Origin of the sequence: Staphylococcus sp. EG-SA-18 (assembly GCF_017151825.1) — a bacterium.
GTDB lineage: Bacteria > Bacillota > Bacilli > Staphylococcales > Staphylococcaceae > Staphylococcus > Staphylococcus aureus.
Window position 1 is genome coordinate 24,216 of the sequence record NZ_JACYVY010000044.1, and the last position, 14,918, is coordinate 39,133.

The 14,918-nt window shown below is 32.5% G+C and carries 19 protein-coding genes; 16 read left to right on the forward strand and 3 right to left on the reverse strand.

The genetic code is table 11. The annotated features are described in order from the left end of the window. Positions 1–2: 2 nt before the first annotated feature. From IDG66_RS10140 to IDG66_RS10150, 3 genes are all read left to right on the forward strand, one after another. Positions 3–1,322 carry a bifunctional metallophosphatase/5'-nucleotidase gene (locus tag IDG66_RS10140; RefSeq protein WP_001241220.1) on the forward strand — a complete coding sequence of 440 codons (1,320 nt, stop codon included), beginning with the start codon at positions 3–5 and terminating at the stop codon, positions 1,320–1,322. An 83-nt stretch (positions 1,323–1,405) separates the two neighbouring features. Next, positions 1,406–2,323: a lipoyl synthase gene (gene lipA / locus IDG66_RS10145; RefSeq protein ID WP_000201875.1), complete on the forward strand. Its 918-nt coding sequence runs from the start codon at positions 1,406–1,408 to the stop codon at positions 2,321–2,323. Positions 2,324–2,452: 129 nt separating this feature from the next. Next, positions 2,453–2,836 carry a YutD family protein gene (locus IDG66_RS10150; RefSeq protein WP_000598444.1) on the forward strand — a complete coding sequence of 128 codons (384 nt, stop codon included), beginning with the start codon at positions 2,453–2,455 and terminating at the stop codon, positions 2,834–2,836. 78 nt (positions 2,837–2,914) lie between these two features. Here IDG66_RS10150 and IDG66_RS10155 read toward each other — a convergent pair whose 3' ends face one another. After that, complete coding sequence (locus tag IDG66_RS10155; RefSeq protein WP_000566649.1) at positions 2,915–3,181, reverse strand: DUF3055 domain-containing protein; 267 nt, start codon at positions 3,179–3,181, stop codon at positions 2,915–2,917. A gap of 97 nt (positions 3,182–3,278) precedes the next feature. On the opposite strand from IDG66_RS10155, the gene IDG66_RS10160 reads away from it, so the two are divergent. The 9 genes from IDG66_RS10160 (at position 3,279) to dltD (ending at position 10,158) form a co-directional block, all read left to right on the forward strand. Continuing rightward, positions 3,279–3,713 carry a DUF86 domain-containing protein gene (locus IDG66_RS10160; RefSeq protein ID WP_000273981.1) on the forward strand — a complete coding sequence of 145 codons (435 nt, stop codon included), beginning with the start codon at positions 3,279–3,281 and terminating at the stop codon, positions 3,711–3,713. Further along, on the forward strand, positions 3,713–4,492 hold the full coding sequence (locus IDG66_RS10165; RefSeq protein ID WP_000816184.1) for a TIGR01457 family HAD-type hydrolase: 780 nt from the start codon (positions 3,713–3,715) through the stop codon (positions 4,490–4,492). The genes IDG66_RS10160 and IDG66_RS10165 overlap by 1 nt, the downstream gene beginning before the upstream one ends. A 32-nt stretch (positions 4,493–4,524) precedes the next feature. After that, a complete protein-coding gene (locus tag IDG66_RS10170; RefSeq protein WP_000239127.1) occupies positions 4,525–5,484 on the forward strand; it encodes a 2-hydroxyacid dehydrogenase in 960 nt (319 codons plus the stop codon). A gap of 253 nt (positions 5,485–5,737) precedes the next feature. Continuing rightward, complete coding sequence (locus tag IDG66_RS10175) at positions 5,738–5,848, forward strand: hypothetical protein (RefSeq protein ID WP_001790652.1); 111 nt, start codon at positions 5,738–5,740, stop codon at positions 5,846–5,848. A 47-nt stretch (positions 5,849–5,895) separates the two neighbouring features. Further along, positions 5,896–6,048: a teichoic acid D-Ala incorporation-associated protein DltX gene (locus IDG66_RS10180; protein WP_000837752.1), complete on the forward strand. Its 153-nt coding sequence runs from the start codon at positions 5,896–5,898 to the stop codon at positions 6,046–6,048. A 15-nt stretch (positions 6,049–6,063) separates the two neighbouring features. Next, positions 6,064–7,521 (forward strand): D-alanine--poly(phosphoribitol) ligase subunit DltA, encoded by a 1,458-nt coding sequence (gene dltA, locus IDG66_RS10185; RefSeq protein ID WP_000129653.1) that lies wholly within the window; start codon positions 6,064–6,066, stop codon positions 7,519–7,521. Next, positions 7,518–8,732: a PG:teichoic acid D-alanyltransferase DltB gene (gene dltB / locus IDG66_RS10190; protein WP_103143736.1), complete on the forward strand. Its 1,215-nt coding sequence runs from the start codon at positions 7,518–7,520 to the stop codon at positions 8,730–8,732. The genes dltA and dltB overlap by 4 nt, the downstream gene beginning before the upstream one ends. Before the next feature lie 17 nt (positions 8,733–8,749). Then, entirely contained in the window at positions 8,750–8,986 is a 237-nt protein-coding gene (dltC, locus tag IDG66_RS10195; RefSeq protein WP_000395692.1) for a D-alanine--poly(phosphoribitol) ligase subunit 2, read from the forward strand. After that, positions 8,983–10,158 (forward strand): D-alanyl-lipoteichoic acid biosynthesis protein DltD, encoded by a 1,176-nt coding sequence (gene dltD, locus IDG66_RS10200; RefSeq protein ID WP_000769416.1) that lies wholly within the window; start codon positions 8,983–8,985, stop codon positions 10,156–10,158. Before dltC ends, dltD begins: the two co-directional genes overlap by 4 nt. A gap of 262 nt (positions 10,159–10,420) precedes the next feature. Here the strand turns inward: dltD and IDG66_RS10205 are convergent, their stop codons facing one another. Further along, positions 10,421–10,663 (reverse strand): NifU family protein, encoded by a 243-nt coding sequence (locus tag IDG66_RS10205; RefSeq protein WP_001141883.1) that lies wholly within the window; start codon positions 10,661–10,663, stop codon positions 10,421–10,423. A 100-nt stretch (positions 10,664–10,763) separates the two neighbouring features. On the opposite strand from IDG66_RS10205, the gene IDG66_RS10210 reads away from it, so the two are divergent. Beyond that, on the forward strand, positions 10,764–11,087 hold the full coding sequence (locus IDG66_RS10210; protein WP_000401414.1) for a YuzD family protein: 324 nt from the start codon (positions 10,764–10,766) through the stop codon (positions 11,085–11,087). Positions 11,088–11,145: 58 nt separating this feature from the next. Here the strand turns inward: IDG66_RS10210 and IDG66_RS10215 are convergent, their stop codons facing one another. After that, the gene (locus IDG66_RS10215) at positions 11,146–12,210 is read right to left on the reverse strand and encodes an NAD(P)/FAD-dependent oxidoreductase (RefSeq protein WP_000794020.1); all 1,065 of its coding nucleotides are present in this window, start codon (positions 12,208–12,210) and stop codon (positions 11,146–11,148) included. A 316-nt stretch (positions 12,211–12,526) separates the two neighbouring features. On the opposite strand from IDG66_RS10215, the gene IDG66_RS10220 reads away from it, so the two are divergent. From IDG66_RS10220 to IDG66_RS10230, 3 genes are all read left to right on the forward strand, one after another. Next, positions 12,527–12,763, forward strand: coding sequence for a YuzB family protein (locus IDG66_RS10220; protein WP_001068337.1), 237 nt, complete (start codon positions 12,527–12,529; stop codon positions 12,761–12,763). A 12-nt stretch (positions 12,764–12,775) separates the two neighbouring features. Further along, positions 12,776–13,135, forward strand: coding sequence for a HesB/IscA family protein (locus IDG66_RS10225; protein ID WP_001143497.1), 360 nt, complete (start codon positions 12,776–12,778; stop codon positions 13,133–13,135). A gap of 453 nt (positions 13,136–13,588) precedes the next feature. After that, positions 13,589–14,797 carry an NAD(P)/FAD-dependent oxidoreductase gene (locus IDG66_RS10230; protein ID WP_000046075.1) on the forward strand — a complete coding sequence of 403 codons (1,209 nt, stop codon included), beginning with the start codon at positions 13,589–13,591 and terminating at the stop codon, positions 14,795–14,797. Positions 14,798–14,918: the final 121 nt, after the last annotated feature.

Below are 14,918 nucleotides of genomic sequence, written 5' to 3' on the forward strand. Positions count from 1 at the left end.
ATTTGAGGCTTACAATTTATCATACGAACGATATTCATAGTCATTTACATGAATACGAACGCATTAAAGCATATATGGCAGAACATCGGCCACGACTTAATCATCCTTCTTTATATGTTGATCTAGGTGATCATGTAGATTTATCCGCACCTATAACTGAAGCAACTTTAGGTAAAAAGAATGTGGCATTACTAAATGAAGCAAAATGTGATGTTGCAACAATCGGTAATAATGAAGGGATGACCATTTCACACGAAGCTTTAAATCACCTTTACGACGAAGCAAAATTTATAGTGACATGTAGCAATGTTATAGATGAATCAGGTCATTTACCAAATAATATCGTTTCTTCTTATATTAAGGACATAGACGGTGTGAAAATACTATTCGTTGCAGCGACAGCACCTTTTACCCCATTTTATCGTGCACTAAATTGGATTGTTACCGATCCACTTGAATCTATAAAAGAAGAAATTGAACTTCAACGAGGTAAATTTGATGTATTAATCGTGCTAAGTCATTGTGGCATTTTCTTCGATGAAACATTATGCCAAGAATTGCCTGAAATTGATGTCATTTTTGGTAGTCATACGCATCATTATTTTGAACATGGTGAAATCAATAATGGTGTACTGATGGCGGCAGCTGGAAAGTATGGTAATTATCTTGGAGAGGTTAATTTAACTTTTGAGGCACATAAAGTAGTACATAAAACTGCAAAGATTATTCCTTTAAAAACATTACCTGAAGTTGAAACTTCATTTGAAGAAGAAGGAAAAACGTTAATGTCCAATTCAGTAATTCAACATCCAGTAGTGCTTAAGCGTAGTATGAATCACATAACTGAAGCTGCATACTTATTAGCTCAAAGTGTTTGTGAGTATACACATGCACAATGTGCCATCATCAATGCTGGCTTACTCGTTAAAGATATTGTAAAAGATGAAGTGACAGAATATGACATTCATCAAATGTTACCGCATCCGATTAATATGGTAAGGGTTAGACTTTTTGGTGTGAAATTAAAAGAGATTATAGCTAAAAGTAATAAACAAGAATATATGTATGAACATGCACAAGGTTTGGGTTTCAGAGGGAATATATTTGGAGGATATATTCTTTATAATTTAGGGTACATTCATTCTACAGGGCGTTACTATCTGAATGGAGAAGAAATCGAAGACGACAAAGAATATGTACTAGGTACGATAGATATGTATACGTTCGGTCGTTATTTCCCAACATTGAAAGAATTACCAAAAGAGTATTTAATGCCAGAGTTTTTAAGAGATATATTTAAAGAAAAATTATTGGAATATTAAAAAGTAAGATTATTGGATTTTCATTTGTCATGAATTTCGATATAATGTTTAAAGATACACTTAACAGGAGGGTATGTGTTGTTATGGCGACAAAAAACGAGGAAATATTACGTAAACCGGATTGGTTGAAAATAAAATTAAATACCAACGAAAACTATACAGGACTTAAGAAGATGATGAGGGAAAAAAATCTTAATACTGTATGTGAAGAAGCTAAATGTCCTAATATACATGAATGTTGGGGTGCACGTCGTACAGCGACATTTATGATTTTAGGTGCCGTATGTACAAGAGCTTGTCGTTTTTGTGCGGTTAAGACAGGTTTACCTAATGAACTTGATTTAAATGAGCCTGAACGTGTAGCTGAATCAGTTGAATTAATGAATTTGAAACACGTTGTTATCACTGCTGTTGCGCGTGATGATTTAAGAGATGCTGGTTCAAATGTTTATGCTGAGACAGTACGTAAAGTTAGAGAAAGAAATCCATTTACAACGATTGAAATTTTACCATCAGATATGGGCGGGGACTATGATGCGTTAGAAACATTAATGGCGTCAAGACCTGACATTTTAAACCATAATATTGAAACTGTTCGTCGCTTAACACCGAGAGTTCGTGCGCGTGCGACTTACGACAGAACATTAGAGTTTTTACGTCGTTCAAAAGAATTACAACCGGATATCCCAACTAAATCAAGTATTATGGTTGGATTAGGTGAAACTATAGAAGAAATTTATGAAACGATGGATGATTTACGTGCGAATGATGTAGATATTTTAACGATTGGTCAATATTTACAACCTTCACGTAAACATTTAAAGGTTCAAAAATATTACACGCCTTTAGAGTTTGGTAAATTAAGAAAAGTGGCAATGGATAAAGGGTTTAAACATTGCCAAGCTGGACCTTTAGTACGTAGTTCTTATCATGCGGATGAGCAAGTAAATGAAGCTGCTAAAGAAAAGCAACGCCAAGGTGAGGCACAGTTAAATAGTTAATATTTAACCATTAATAAGGCATAAAGGCTTAGTTTGTACAAAACGAACGTGTCATAGAAGTAATCATTATTTTTATGAAACACTAAAAGTATAAACTGAGCCTTTCATTGTCATAGATAGGTGAAGAATTTGATAAAAGTAGATCAACATTACTTTGAATTAATAGAAAATTATCGCGAATGTTTTAATGAAGAACAATTTATTGCTAGGTATTCAGATATTTTAGATAAATATGATTACATAGTTGGTGACTATGGTTACGATCAATTACGATTAAAAGGTTTTTACAAAGATTCTAATAAAAAAGCAGAGATGAGTAAACGTTTTTCAAATATTCAAGATTACATATTTGAATATTGTAACTTTGGTTGTCCTTACTTTGTATTAAGACATTTGTCTAAACAAGAGGTTAAAAAGTTAATCGAAGAAGTTCATCCGTCTGATGTGATAGATGACGACAATAAACTTCAAGATGTGAAGATTAAGCCAACCATTCAAGATACTGAACATTAATAAAACCCTTAGCTAGATTGAAAATGGGAATCATGCAATTCAAGCATGGACCTGTAATCTAGTTAGGGGTTTTTATCTTTAATGAATGACTTCATTTAAATACTCAGTAATTTCATCGCCTTCTTCAGCATTTACACCTAAAATATGAGCGATATAGCCTTCTTCTTTTAAATCATCAGTACCGATAATACCGAATTTATTTGTTTGCATATTAAGTACGAGTGTCTTACCATAATGTCTATTTGTATGGACTAACATCAAATCATATCGACTATGCTCGCCAACAAAACCAACAAACTGAACTTGACTCTCTTCGTTGTCATCATATAAATACATATCAATCATTTTGTAGCGACTCCTTTTAAAAGTAGTAAAGTTAGTATAACGACAAATGAAGTATACTGCAAAATTATGATAATATATAAGTGAGAGGTGACAAGGAATGTATTTTGTAGACAAAGATAAACTAACTCAGAAATTAGCCTATTTACAAGCATTAACTGATGATTATCATGAGAGCAAGCACAATCATTATGCATTTGAACGCATTGCTCAAATGTTGATAGAATCATCGGTAGATATAGGGAATATGATTATCGATGCATTTATTTTAAGGGATCCTGGTAATTATAAAGATGTGATTGATATATTAGAACTAGAAAATGTTATTACTAAAGAAACACAGCAGGCGATTAATAAAACTGTCGGTATTCGTAAACAATTTACATATGATTACACAGCCTTAGATATTAAGATTATCATGCCAATGTTTGATGACGCATTACCTTATTACAAACAATTTATTACAGAAGTAACGACATTTTTACATCAAGAAAATGTACCAGTAACAGCTTTTGGTAAAGGAGAAAATCAATAATGAAACAGTATAAAGCGTATTTAATCGATTTAGATGGCACAATGTATATGGGAACAGATGAGATTGATGGAGCAAAACAATTCATCGATTATTTAAATGTAAAAGGCATTCCTCATTTATACGTAACTAATAATTCAACAAAAACACCTGAGCAAGTAACTGAAAAATTACGTGAAATGCACATTGATGCTAAACCAGAAGAGGTTGTAACGTCAGCGTTAGCCACTGCTGATTATATTTCAGAACAATCACCAGGAGCATCAGTATATATGTTAGGTGGGAGTGGTTTAAATACTGCGTTAACCGAAGCGGGACTTGTCATTAAAAATGACGAGCATGTTGATTATGTAGTTATTGGACTTGACGAACAAGTTACATATGAAAAGCTTGCGATTGCAACGTTAGGTGTAAGAAATGGTGCAACATTTATTTCTACAAATCCTGATGTATCAATTCCTAAAGAGCGTGGTTTATTACCTGGTAATGGTGCTATTACAAGTGTTGTAAGTGTATCGACAGGTGTATCGCCACAATTTATTGGTAAACCAGAACCGATTATTATGGTTAAAGCATTAGAAATTTTAGGATTAGATAAATCCGAAGTTGCTATGGTAGGCGATCTGTACGATACCGATATTATGTCTGGTATTAACGTAGGTATGGATACGATTCATGTACAAACAGGTGTATCTACGTTAGAAGATGTGCAAAATAAAAATGTGCCACCAACGTATTCTTTTAAAGATTTAAATGAAGCAATAGCTGAATTAGAAAAATAGATATAGTCATTTTATAAAGTAGGTGAATTGATTTGGTAAAAATAGTTGTTTCGAGGAAAATTCCAGATAAATTTTATCAACAATTAAGTAAACTTGGTGACGTTGTTATGTGGCAAAAATCATTAGTGCCTATGCCTAAAGATCAATTTGTGACAGCACTTCGTGACGCAGATGCTTGTTTTATTACATTAAGTGAACAGATCGATGCAGAAATTTTAGCGCAATCACCAAATTTAAAAGTAATTGCGAATATGGCTGTAGGATATGACAACATCGATGTTGAAAGTGCAACAGCGAATAACGTGGTTGTCACGAATACACCAAATGTACTTACTGAAACAACTGCAGAATTAGGATTTACATTAATGCTTGCTATAGCACGCCGTATTGTAGAAGCTGAAAAATATGTAGAAGCAGATGCATGGCAAAGCTGGGGTCCTTATTTATTGTCAGGTAAAGATGTCTTCAATTCAACTATTGGAATATATGGTATGGGAGATATTGGTAAAGCTTTTGCAAGAAGGTTGCAAGGGTTTAATACTAATATTCTTTATCATAATCAATCAAGACATAAAGATGCAGAGGCGGACTTTAATGCAACATATGTTTCTTTTGAAACGTTGTTAGCAGAAAGTGATTTTATCATCTGTACAGCGCCACTTACAAAAGAAACACATCATAAATTTAATGCTGAAGCATTTGAACAAATGAAAAATGATGCAATTTTTATTAATATCGGTAGAGGACAAATTGTAGATGAAACAGCATTAATCGATGCACTAGACAATAAAGAAATTTTAGCATGTGGTTTAGATGTATTAGCAAATGAACCGATTGATCATACACATCCATTAATGGGACGTGATAATGTTCTGATTACACCACACATTGGTAGCGCATCAGTAACAACACGGGACAATATGATTCAATTATGTATTAATAATATAGAAGCGGTTATGACAAATCAGGTACCACATACTCCAGTAAATTGAAAATAAGTATGGTTTTTAATCATTGGTAAAACAAGCAAAGCAATTGTTAAATATGTTATGCTTGACTTGCGAATGTATATATTTGCGCTGATGATAATTCAATAACATTATAAACTCGTCATATTAATGTGATGAGTTTATTTGATTTTGACGTATATAACAAAATTGTTATATAGACTGTAATTGTTTATTGTTTAAATAACCTTTAAAATGAATGATGTTCTCAACAAAGTGTATCATTTACAATAATTGAGTGATGACAACCAATTACTATGTTGAATCTATAAAATTAAAATTGAATTTCATTATGAATATCGATATAATGAATTGTAAAAAACAAATTTTAAAACGTATTTTATATTGAACGGTCTTTATAAAGGCGTTTTTACTAAGAACTTTAAGAGGTGCAATATGAAATCTAAAAGTAAACAGCCACCTAATAAATATGTTGAAGCATTCAAACCATATTTATTAACACTATTGTATTTGGCAATATTTATTACTTTATATTTAATTTATGGCAGTGGCGACACACACAATAACTTCATTTATAATGAGTTCTAATGAGGGAGACTTAATATGACAGATATTATTAACAAGCTGCAAGCGTTTGCGGATGCAAATCCACAAAGCATTGCTGTTAGACACACAACTGATGAATTAACTTATCAACAGTTAATGGATGAGTCTAGTAAATTAGCACATCGATTACAAGGTAGTAAGAAACCGATGATTTTATTCGGTCACATGTCACCATATATGATTGTTGGGATGATTGGTGCCATTAAAGCAGGATGTGGATATGTACCTGTAGACACTTCAATTCCTGAAGACCGTATTAAAATGATTATTAACAAGGTTCAACCAGAGTTTGTATTTAATACGACTGATGAATCATTTGAAAGTTTAGAAGGCGAAGTATTTACAATAGAAGATATTAAAACATCTCAAGACCCAGTAATTTTTGATAGTCAGATTAAAGATAACGACACAGTATACACAATCTTTACATCTGGTTCTACTGGGGAACCTAAAGGTGTTCAAATTGAATATGCAAGTTTAGTTCAATTTACTGAGTGGATGTTAGAACTTAATAAATCAGGAAATGAACAACAATGGCTTAACCAAGCGCCATTTTCATTTGATTTATCTGTAATGGCTATTTATCCATGTTTAGCATCAGGCGGTACATTAAATCTTGTAGATAAAAACATGATTAATAAACCTAAATTATTAAATGAAATGCTAACAGCAACACCGATTAACATTTGGGTATCAACACCATCATTTATGGAAATGTGTTTATTATTACCAACGCTTAATGAAGAACAATATGGTAGTCTTAACGAATTCTTCTTCTGTGGTGAAATTCTACCTCACAGAGCAGCAAAAGCGTTAGTAAACCGTTTCCCAAGTGCGACGATTTACAACACATATGGTCCAACTGAAGCTACGGTAGCAGTTACAAGTATTCAAATTACACAAGAAATCTTAGATCAATATCCGACATTACCTGTTGGCGTTGAAAGACCAGGCGCAAGATTATCTACTACAGATGAAGGTGAACTTGTTATCGAAGGTCAAAGTGTAAGTTTAGGATACTTAAAAAATGACCAAAAAACAGCTGAAGTATTTAATTTCGATGACGGTATTCGTACATATCACACTGGTGATAAAGCGAAGTTTGAAAATGGTCAATGGTTCATTCAAGGTCGTATTGATTTCCAAATCAAATTGAATGGCTACAGAATGGAATTAGAAGAAATTGAAACACAATTACGCCAGTCTGAGTTCGTAAAAGAAGCGATTGTTGTACCTGTATATAAAAATGATAAAGTTATTCATTTAATTGGTGCAATTGTGCCAACGACTGAAGTTACGGACAATGCAGAAATGACTAAAAATATTAAAAATGACTTGAAATCACGCTTACCAGAGTATATGATTCCTAGAAAGTTTGAATGGATGGAACAATTGCCATTGACTTCAAATGGTAAAATTGACAGAAAGAAAATTGCAGAGGTAATTAACGGATGATTCCATATGGTGATTTTACATTCTTCTTAATTGCTTTAATTACATTATTACCAGTCATTATACTTGGATTTTTAGGTAAGCGAAGTTACATTTATAATGGCGTAGTTACAGCATTTATGATTGTGTTAATCTTTTCTTCTGATAAACATAATCTGTTTGACCAAAAGTATTTAAGTGTTCAATTAATTAGTTTTATTATTTACGTCGTATGGCAAGTTTTATTGATAATGTTTTATTATCATTCAAAACCAAAAAATAATTCATTTTCAAAATTTGTAACTGTAATGGTTTTATCAATATTGCCATTAGCACTTGTGAAAGTGTTACAAAGTACATGGTTAGGTGGACATCAGATTCACTTCCATGAAAGTAAATTAATTGAATTTGTTGGTTTCTTAGGAATTTCTTATGTTACATTCAAAAGTGTGCAGTTAATTATGGAAATTCGTGATGGTTCTATCAAAGAAATTAAAGTATGGAAATTAATTCAATTTATTTCATTCTTCCCAACGATTTCATCTGGACCAATCGATCGTTACAAACGTTTCGTTAAAGACGATAAAAAAGTACCAACAGGCAATGAATATCGTGAATTAGTATTAAAAGCAATTCACATGATTATGCTTGGTTTCTTGTATAAATATATTGTTGCTTACTTTATTAACACATATGCAATCATGCCGTTACAATTAGACTTACATGGCTTTGTCAATTTGTGGTTATATATGTACGCATACAGCTTATATTTATTCTTTGACTTTGCAGGTTATAGTTTATTTGCGATAGCATTTAGTTATTTATTCGGTATTAAAACACCACCAAACTTCGATAAACCTTTCAAAGCGAAAAATATTAAAGATTTCTGGAATAGATGGCATATGACATTATCATTCTGGTTCAGAGATTGTATTTACATGAGATCTTTATTCTACATGTCTCGTAAAAAATTATTGAAGAGTCAATTTGCAATGTCTAACGTGGCATTCTTAATCAACTTCTTCATAATGGGAATTTGGCATGGTATCGAAGTGTATTACATTGTTTATGGTTTATACCATGCAGCATTGTTTATAGGTTATGGCTATTATGAACGTTGGCGTAAGAAACATCCGCCACGTTGGCAAAATGGTTTCACAACAGCACTTAGCATTGTGATTACATTCCACTTTGTAACATTTGGCTTTTTAATCTTCTCAGGTAAACTTATATAATAAAGGAGAATTTAATTATGGAATTTAGAGAACAAGTATTAAATTTATTAGCAGAAGTAGCAGAAAATGATATTGTAAAAGAAAATCCAGACGTAGAAATTTTTGAAGAAGGTATTATTGATTCTTTCCAAACAGTTGGATTATTATTAGAGATTCAAAATAAACTTGATATCGAAGTATCTATTATGGACTTTGATAGAGATGAGTGGGCAACACCAAATAAAATCGTTGAAGCATTAGAAGAGTTACGATGAAATTAAAACCTTTTTTACCCATTTTAATTAGTGGAGCGGTATTCATTGTCTTTCTATTATTACCTGCTAGTTGGTTTACAGGATTAGTAAATGAAAAGACTGTAGAAGATAATAGAACTTCATTGACAGATCAAGTACTAAAAGGCACACTCATTCAAGATAAGTTATACGAATCAAACAAGTATTATCCTATATACGGCTCTAGTGAATTAGGTAAAGATGACCCATTTAATCCTGCAATTGCATTAAATAAGCATAACGCCAACAAAAAAGCATTCTTATTAGGTGCTGGTGGTTCTACAGACTTAATTAACGCAGTTGAACTTGCATCACAGTATGATAAATTAAAAGGTAAGAAATTAACATTTATTATTTCACCACAATGGTTTACAAACCATGGTTTAACGAATCAAAACTTTGATGCTCGTATGTCTCAAACTCAAATTAATCAAATGTTCCAGCAGAAAAACATGTCTACTGAATTAAAACGTCGTTATGCACAACGTTTATTACAGTTTCCACATGTACACAATAAAGAATACTTGAAATCTTATGCTAAAAACCCTAAAGAAACTAAAGATAGTTATATTTCTGGTTTTAAAGAGAATCAATTGATTAAAATAGAAGCGATTAAATCATTGTTTGCAATGGATAAATCTCCATTAGAACATGTTAAACCTGCTACAAAACCAGACGCTTCTTGGGATGAGATGAAACAAAAAGCAGTTGAAATTGGTAAAGCTGATACTACATCGAATAAATTTGGTATTAGAGATCAATACTGGAAATTAATTCAAGAAAGTAAGCGTAAAGTTAGACGTGACTACGAATTCAATGTTAATTCTCCAGAATTCCAAGATTTAGAATTACTTGTAAAAACAATGCGTGCTGCTGGTGCAGATGTTCAATATGTAAGTATTCCATCAAACGGTGTATGGTATGACCACATTGGTATCGATAAAGAACGTCGTCAAGCAGTTTATAAAAAAATCCATTCTACTGTTGTAGATAATGGTGGTAAAATTTACGATATGACTGATAAAGATTATGAAAAATATGTTATCAGTGATGCCGTACACATCGGTTGGAAAGGTTGGGTTTATATGGATGAGCAAATTGCGAAACATATGAAAGGTGAACCACAACCTGAAGTAGATAAACCTAAAAATTAAAATACAAATAGCACATAACTCAACGATTTTGATTGAGCGTATGTGCTATTTTTATATTTTAAATTTCATAGAATAGAATAGTAATATGTGCTTGGATATGTGGCAATAATAAAATAATTAATCAGATAAATAGTATAAAATAACTTTCCCATCAGTCCAATTTGACAGCGAAAAAAGACAGGTAATAACTGATTATAAATAATTCAGTATTCCTGTCTTTGTTGTTATTCATAATATGTTCTGTTAACTTAATATCTTTATATTAGAATACTTGTTCTACTTCTATTACACCAGGCACTTCTTCGTGTAATGCACGCTCAATACCAGCTTTAAGAGTGATTGTAGAACTTGGGCATGTACCACATGCACCATGTAATTGTAATTTAACAATACCGTCTTCCACGTCAATCAATGAGCAGTCGCCACCATCACGTAATAAAAATGGACGAAGACGTTCAATAACTTCTGCTACTTGATCAAACATCGTTGTATCTTCAGTAGGCATCAGGCAAGTCTCCTTTCGAGAGATGAATTTGATAATCTTTATTAGTATATTATAATAGATAGTGTAATAAAAATCTATCAAACCAATGGGGGATAAATATATGGAGCACGTGAGTGTGGTAGTATATGGGGCAGATGTTATATGTGCAAGTTGCGTTAATGCGCCAACATCGAAAGATATTTATGACTGGCTACAGCCGCTATTAAAAAGAAAATACCCAAATATATCATTTAAATATACGTATATAGATATTACAAAAGATAATGACAACTTAACAGATCATGATTTACAATTTATTGAAAGAATAGAACAAGATGAACTATTTTATCCATTAATTACAATGAACGATGAATATGTAGCAGATGGTTATATACAAACAAAGCAAATCACTCGATTTATAGACCAAAAGCTTGTGAATGAATAATATACACATAACTAAAAGCAATGTCAGTAATAGTGTGAACTGACATTGCTTTTTAATTTTAACCATTATGATATTTATATAACCAAAGTACGCCGGATTTTAAAATAGAAGCGAGTCGTCCTGTTACAGTGCGGTCCATGATATATGCAAAACCTTGCTTATCTCCTAATGACCCAACGATACCTTGTACCTTTAGTTCCGGCATTTTGTCAGGTAATGGTTCATTTAGCCATTGCTTTTTAAGCACATCGGCAATTTGATCACCTTGAACTTCGGCTAACTGAGCACTTGGCGCATGTGGTAAATCAGCACAATCACCAACTACATAGACGTTACGATATGTTGGTACTTGATGATACTGGTTAACTATCACGCGTCCATTACTATTTATATCAATCGGCAAGTTACGAACAACTTCAACAGGTTGAATTCCTGCTGTCCATACAACTAAATCAATATCTTTAGGTTCATCACAGTTATATATTTTACCAGGTTCAACTTTATTAATATTTGAATTTGGAACAACGGTAACATTATTTTTGGCGAACCATTTCGCAACATACTTACTTAATTTTTCTGGAAAATTTCTTAAAATTCGCGGCCCACGGTCATAAAGATATATTTCCAAGTCTGATCTACTTTCTCTTAATTCGCTGGCAAGTTCTATGCCGCTTAATCCAGCACCAACGATACCGACTTTAGCACCTTCTGGTAGTTCACTAATACTATGGAAAGTATCCCGAGCCTTTGAGAGTGTTTGAATACTATGTGTATATTCTTCGGCTCCTGGAACGTTATGATATTTATCTTCACATCCTAAACCAATGATTAGCTCATCATAATCAATTTTAGAATTACCGACTGAGACAATTTGAGCATCTAAATCTATGTCGTTAATTTCACCATAAACTGTATTCACTTGTGGATGATTAGGGAATTTCATACGAACATCTTTATCTGATTTCGTGCCCGCAGCTAAAGCATAAAATTCTGGTTTCAATCCATGAAATGGCATACGATCAACTAATGTGACTGTATAATCTTGTGGTAAAGAAGTAGTTAAAATGCGTGACATGATACGCATATTACCATATCCGCCGCCTAACAAAACTAAGTTTTTCATAATGAAGTACCCCTTTTATATGTTAATATTTACTTTAATTTTGAAAAGATCAAAGTGCATAGATATATTTGTTAATGAACAGTTATAAAATGCAAGTGTCTTTGATTCATCAATAACCCCTAAAAAAGTAAATATGTATTTATATGCTTATTATATATTTTTTTGAAAATGACTACAAATAAATATTTGTACTAACTAAGGCACTATTACATAACTGGGATAAGAAACATCAGTTGTTGCTAATTGAGCACATCATGTTAAAATACCAGTTTTAAAATGCTATAATATTGTAACAAATGAAATAAGAAGGTGAAGTATGAATCCGATCGTAGAATTTTGTCTCTCTAACATGGCAAAAGGTGGAGATTATGTTTTTAATCAACTGGAAAATGACCCAGATGTCGATGTGTTAGAGTATGGTTGCCTGACACATTGTGGTATATGTTCAGCCGGGTTGTATGCTTTAGTAAATGGTGATATTGTTGAAGGTGATTCGCCGGAAGAATTATTACAAAATATATATGCACATATAAAAGAAACTTGGATTTTTTAAGGAGGAGTTATCATGCCAACAGTTATATTAACAGAAGCAGCTGCTTACGAAGTAAAAGATATGCTTAAAGCAAATGAAATGCCAGATGGCTATTTAAAAATTAAAGTGAATGGTGGCGGGTGCACTGGTTTAACATACGGTATGGGTGCAGAAGAAGCGCCTGGTGAAAATGATGAAGTCTTAGAATACTTTGGATTAAAAGTATTAGTAGACAAAAAAGATGCACCCGTATTAAATGGTACGACTATTGATTTTAAGCAATCATTAATGGGTGGCGGTTTCCAAATCGACAATCCTAATGCAATTGCTTCATGTGGCTGTGGTAGTTCATTTAGAACTGCAAAAGTTGCAGGTAATCCTGAAAATTGCTAATAAAATAACTTTTTAATGGTTAACCCAATTTTTGGGATACAAATTGATATCAATAACGATTAAGGACATATTTGATTATGTCCTATTTTTGCGTAAAGATATTTTGTTTTATTAAAAAGCTTATTGAAAATTAAGAATCTGACTATAAATAGTATTTTAAATGATCGTGATAGCGGATACATTTTTAATCGAAATCAGGCTACGAAAAAATTAATTAATTTTTTCACAATCTGACTGAATCTTGCTTGAAAATATAACATAAAAGCTATAGAATTAGTATTGGATTAAAAATGTCTTTTTTGTGAACATCACAGGTTTTTACATAATTTAAAAGACTTAAATAACAAAATGATGATAAACTAGTATACATTGTGGTAAAAGTAGTAATGACCAGTTGTTACTAGTAATTATCAGCATTTGGTTAAAAAAATATGAAAGCTTAGGTGAAATTAAATGGCTCAAGATCGTAAAAAAGTACTTGTACTTGGTGCTGGTTATGCAGGTTTACAAACTGTAACTAAATTGCAAAAAGCGATATCAACAGAAGAAGCAGAAATTACGCTTATTAATAAAAATGAATATCACTATGAAGCAACATGGTTACATGAAGCATCAGCAGGTACACTAAACTATGAAGATGTATTATATCCTGTGGAAAGTGTCTTGAAGAAAGACAAAGTGAACTTTGTTCAAGCAGAAGTAACAAAAATTGACCGTGATGCTAAAAAGGTAGAAACAAATCAAGGTATTTATGACTTTGATATTTTAGTAGTAGCATTAGGTTTCGTTAGTGAAACATTCGGCATCGAAGGTATGAAAGATCATGCTTTCCAAATTGAAAATGTTATCACAGCACGTGAATTATCACGTCATATCGAAGACAAATTTGCTAACTATGCAGCATCAAAAGAAAAAGATGATAACGATTTATCTATCTTAGTTGGTGGTGCTGGATTCACTGGTGTTGAATTCTTAGGTGAATTAACAGACAGAATTCCTGAATTATGTAGCAAATATGGTGTGGATCAAAATAAAGTTAAAATCACTTGTGTTGAAGCAGCACCTAAAATGTTACCAATGTTCTCAGAAGAATTAGTTAACCACGCAGTTAGCTACTTAGAAGACCGCGGTGTTGAATTTAAAATTGCTACACCAATCGTTGCTTGTAACGAAAAAGGTTTTGTAGTTGAAGTAGATGGTGAAAAACAACAATTAAATGCAGGTACTTCAGTATGGGCAGCTGGTGTACGTGGTAGTAAATTAATGGAAGAATCATTTGAAGGCGTTAAACGTGGACGTATCGTTACAAAGCAAGATTTAACAATCAATGGTTACGACAACATTTTTGTTATTGGTGACTGTTCAGCGTTTATCCCAGCTGGAGAAGAACGTCCATTACCAACTACAGCACAAATTGCAATGCAACAAGGTGAAAGTGTTGCTAAAAACATTAAACGCATCTTAAACGGTGAATCAACTGAAGAATTCGAATACGTTGATCGTGGAACTGTTTGTTCTTTAGGTTCACATGACGGTGTAGGTATGGTATTTGATAAACCTATCGCTGGTAAAAAAGCAGCATTCATGAAAAAAGTGATTGATACACGTGCGGTATTCAAAATCGGTGGTATCGGTTTAGCATTCAAAAAAGGTAAATTCTAGGCTTTAAATAAAGTTTCAGCTAAACACATAAAATTAAATTATTCATTTATAAAGTCCTTCAGTGTCACTGAAGGGCTTTATTGTTGTACAATTTGAAGTGAGTAACATATCAAATCTAAGG

Bases quoted from the DNA above. Each gene is read 5' to 3' on its own strand.
- IDG66_RS10215 (WP_000794020.1), bottom strand. From the start codon at position 12,210: ATGAAAAACTTAGTTTTGTTAGGCGGCGGATATGGTAATATGCGTATC.
- IDG66_RS10160 (WP_000273981.1), top strand. From the start codon at position 3,279: ATGTATTTTGTAGACAAAGATAAACTAACTCAGAAATTAGCCTATTTA.
- IDG66_RS10155 (WP_000566649.1), bottom strand. From the start codon at position 3,181: ATGATTGATATGTATTTATATGATGACAACGAAGAGAGTCAAGTTCAG.
- dltD (WP_000769416.1), top strand. From the start codon at position 8,983: ATGAAATTAAAACCTTTTTTACCCATTTTAATTAGTGGAGCGGTATTC.
- dltC (WP_000395692.1), top strand. From the start codon at position 8,750: ATGGAATTTAGAGAACAAGTATTAAATTTATTAGCAGAAGTAGCAGAA.
- lipA (WP_000201875.1), top strand. From the start codon at position 1,406: ATGGCGACAAAAAACGAGGAAATATTACGTAAACCGGATTGGTTGAAA.
- dltB (WP_103143736.1), top strand. From the start codon at position 7,518: ATGATTCCATATGGTGATTTTACATTCTTCTTAATTGCTTTAATTACA.
- IDG66_RS10230 (WP_000046075.1), top strand. From the start codon at position 13,589: ATGGCTCAAGATCGTAAAAAAGTACTTGTACTTGGTGCTGGTTATGCA.
- dltA (WP_000129653.1), top strand. From the start codon at position 6,064: ATGACAGATATTATTAACAAGCTGCAAGCGTTTGCGGATGCAAATCCA.
- IDG66_RS10180 (WP_000837752.1), top strand. From the start codon at position 5,896: ATGAAATCTAAAAGTAAACAGCCACCTAATAAATATGTTGAAGCATTC.
- IDG66_RS10205 (WP_001141883.1), bottom strand. From the start codon at position 10,663: ATGCCTACTGAAGATACAACGATGTTTGATCAAGTAGCAGAAGTTATT.
- IDG66_RS10220 (WP_001068337.1), top strand. From the start codon at position 12,527: ATGAATCCGATCGTAGAATTTTGTCTCTCTAACATGGCAAAAGGTGGA.
- IDG66_RS10165 (WP_000816184.1), top strand. From the start codon at position 3,713: ATGAAACAGTATAAAGCGTATTTAATCGATTTAGATGGCACAATGTAT.
- IDG66_RS10225 (WP_001143497.1), top strand. From the start codon at position 12,776: ATGCCAACAGTTATATTAACAGAAGCAGCTGCTTACGAAGTAAAAGAT.
- IDG66_RS10210 (WP_000401414.1), top strand. From the start codon at position 10,764: ATGGAGCACGTGAGTGTGGTAGTATATGGGGCAGATGTTATATGTGCA.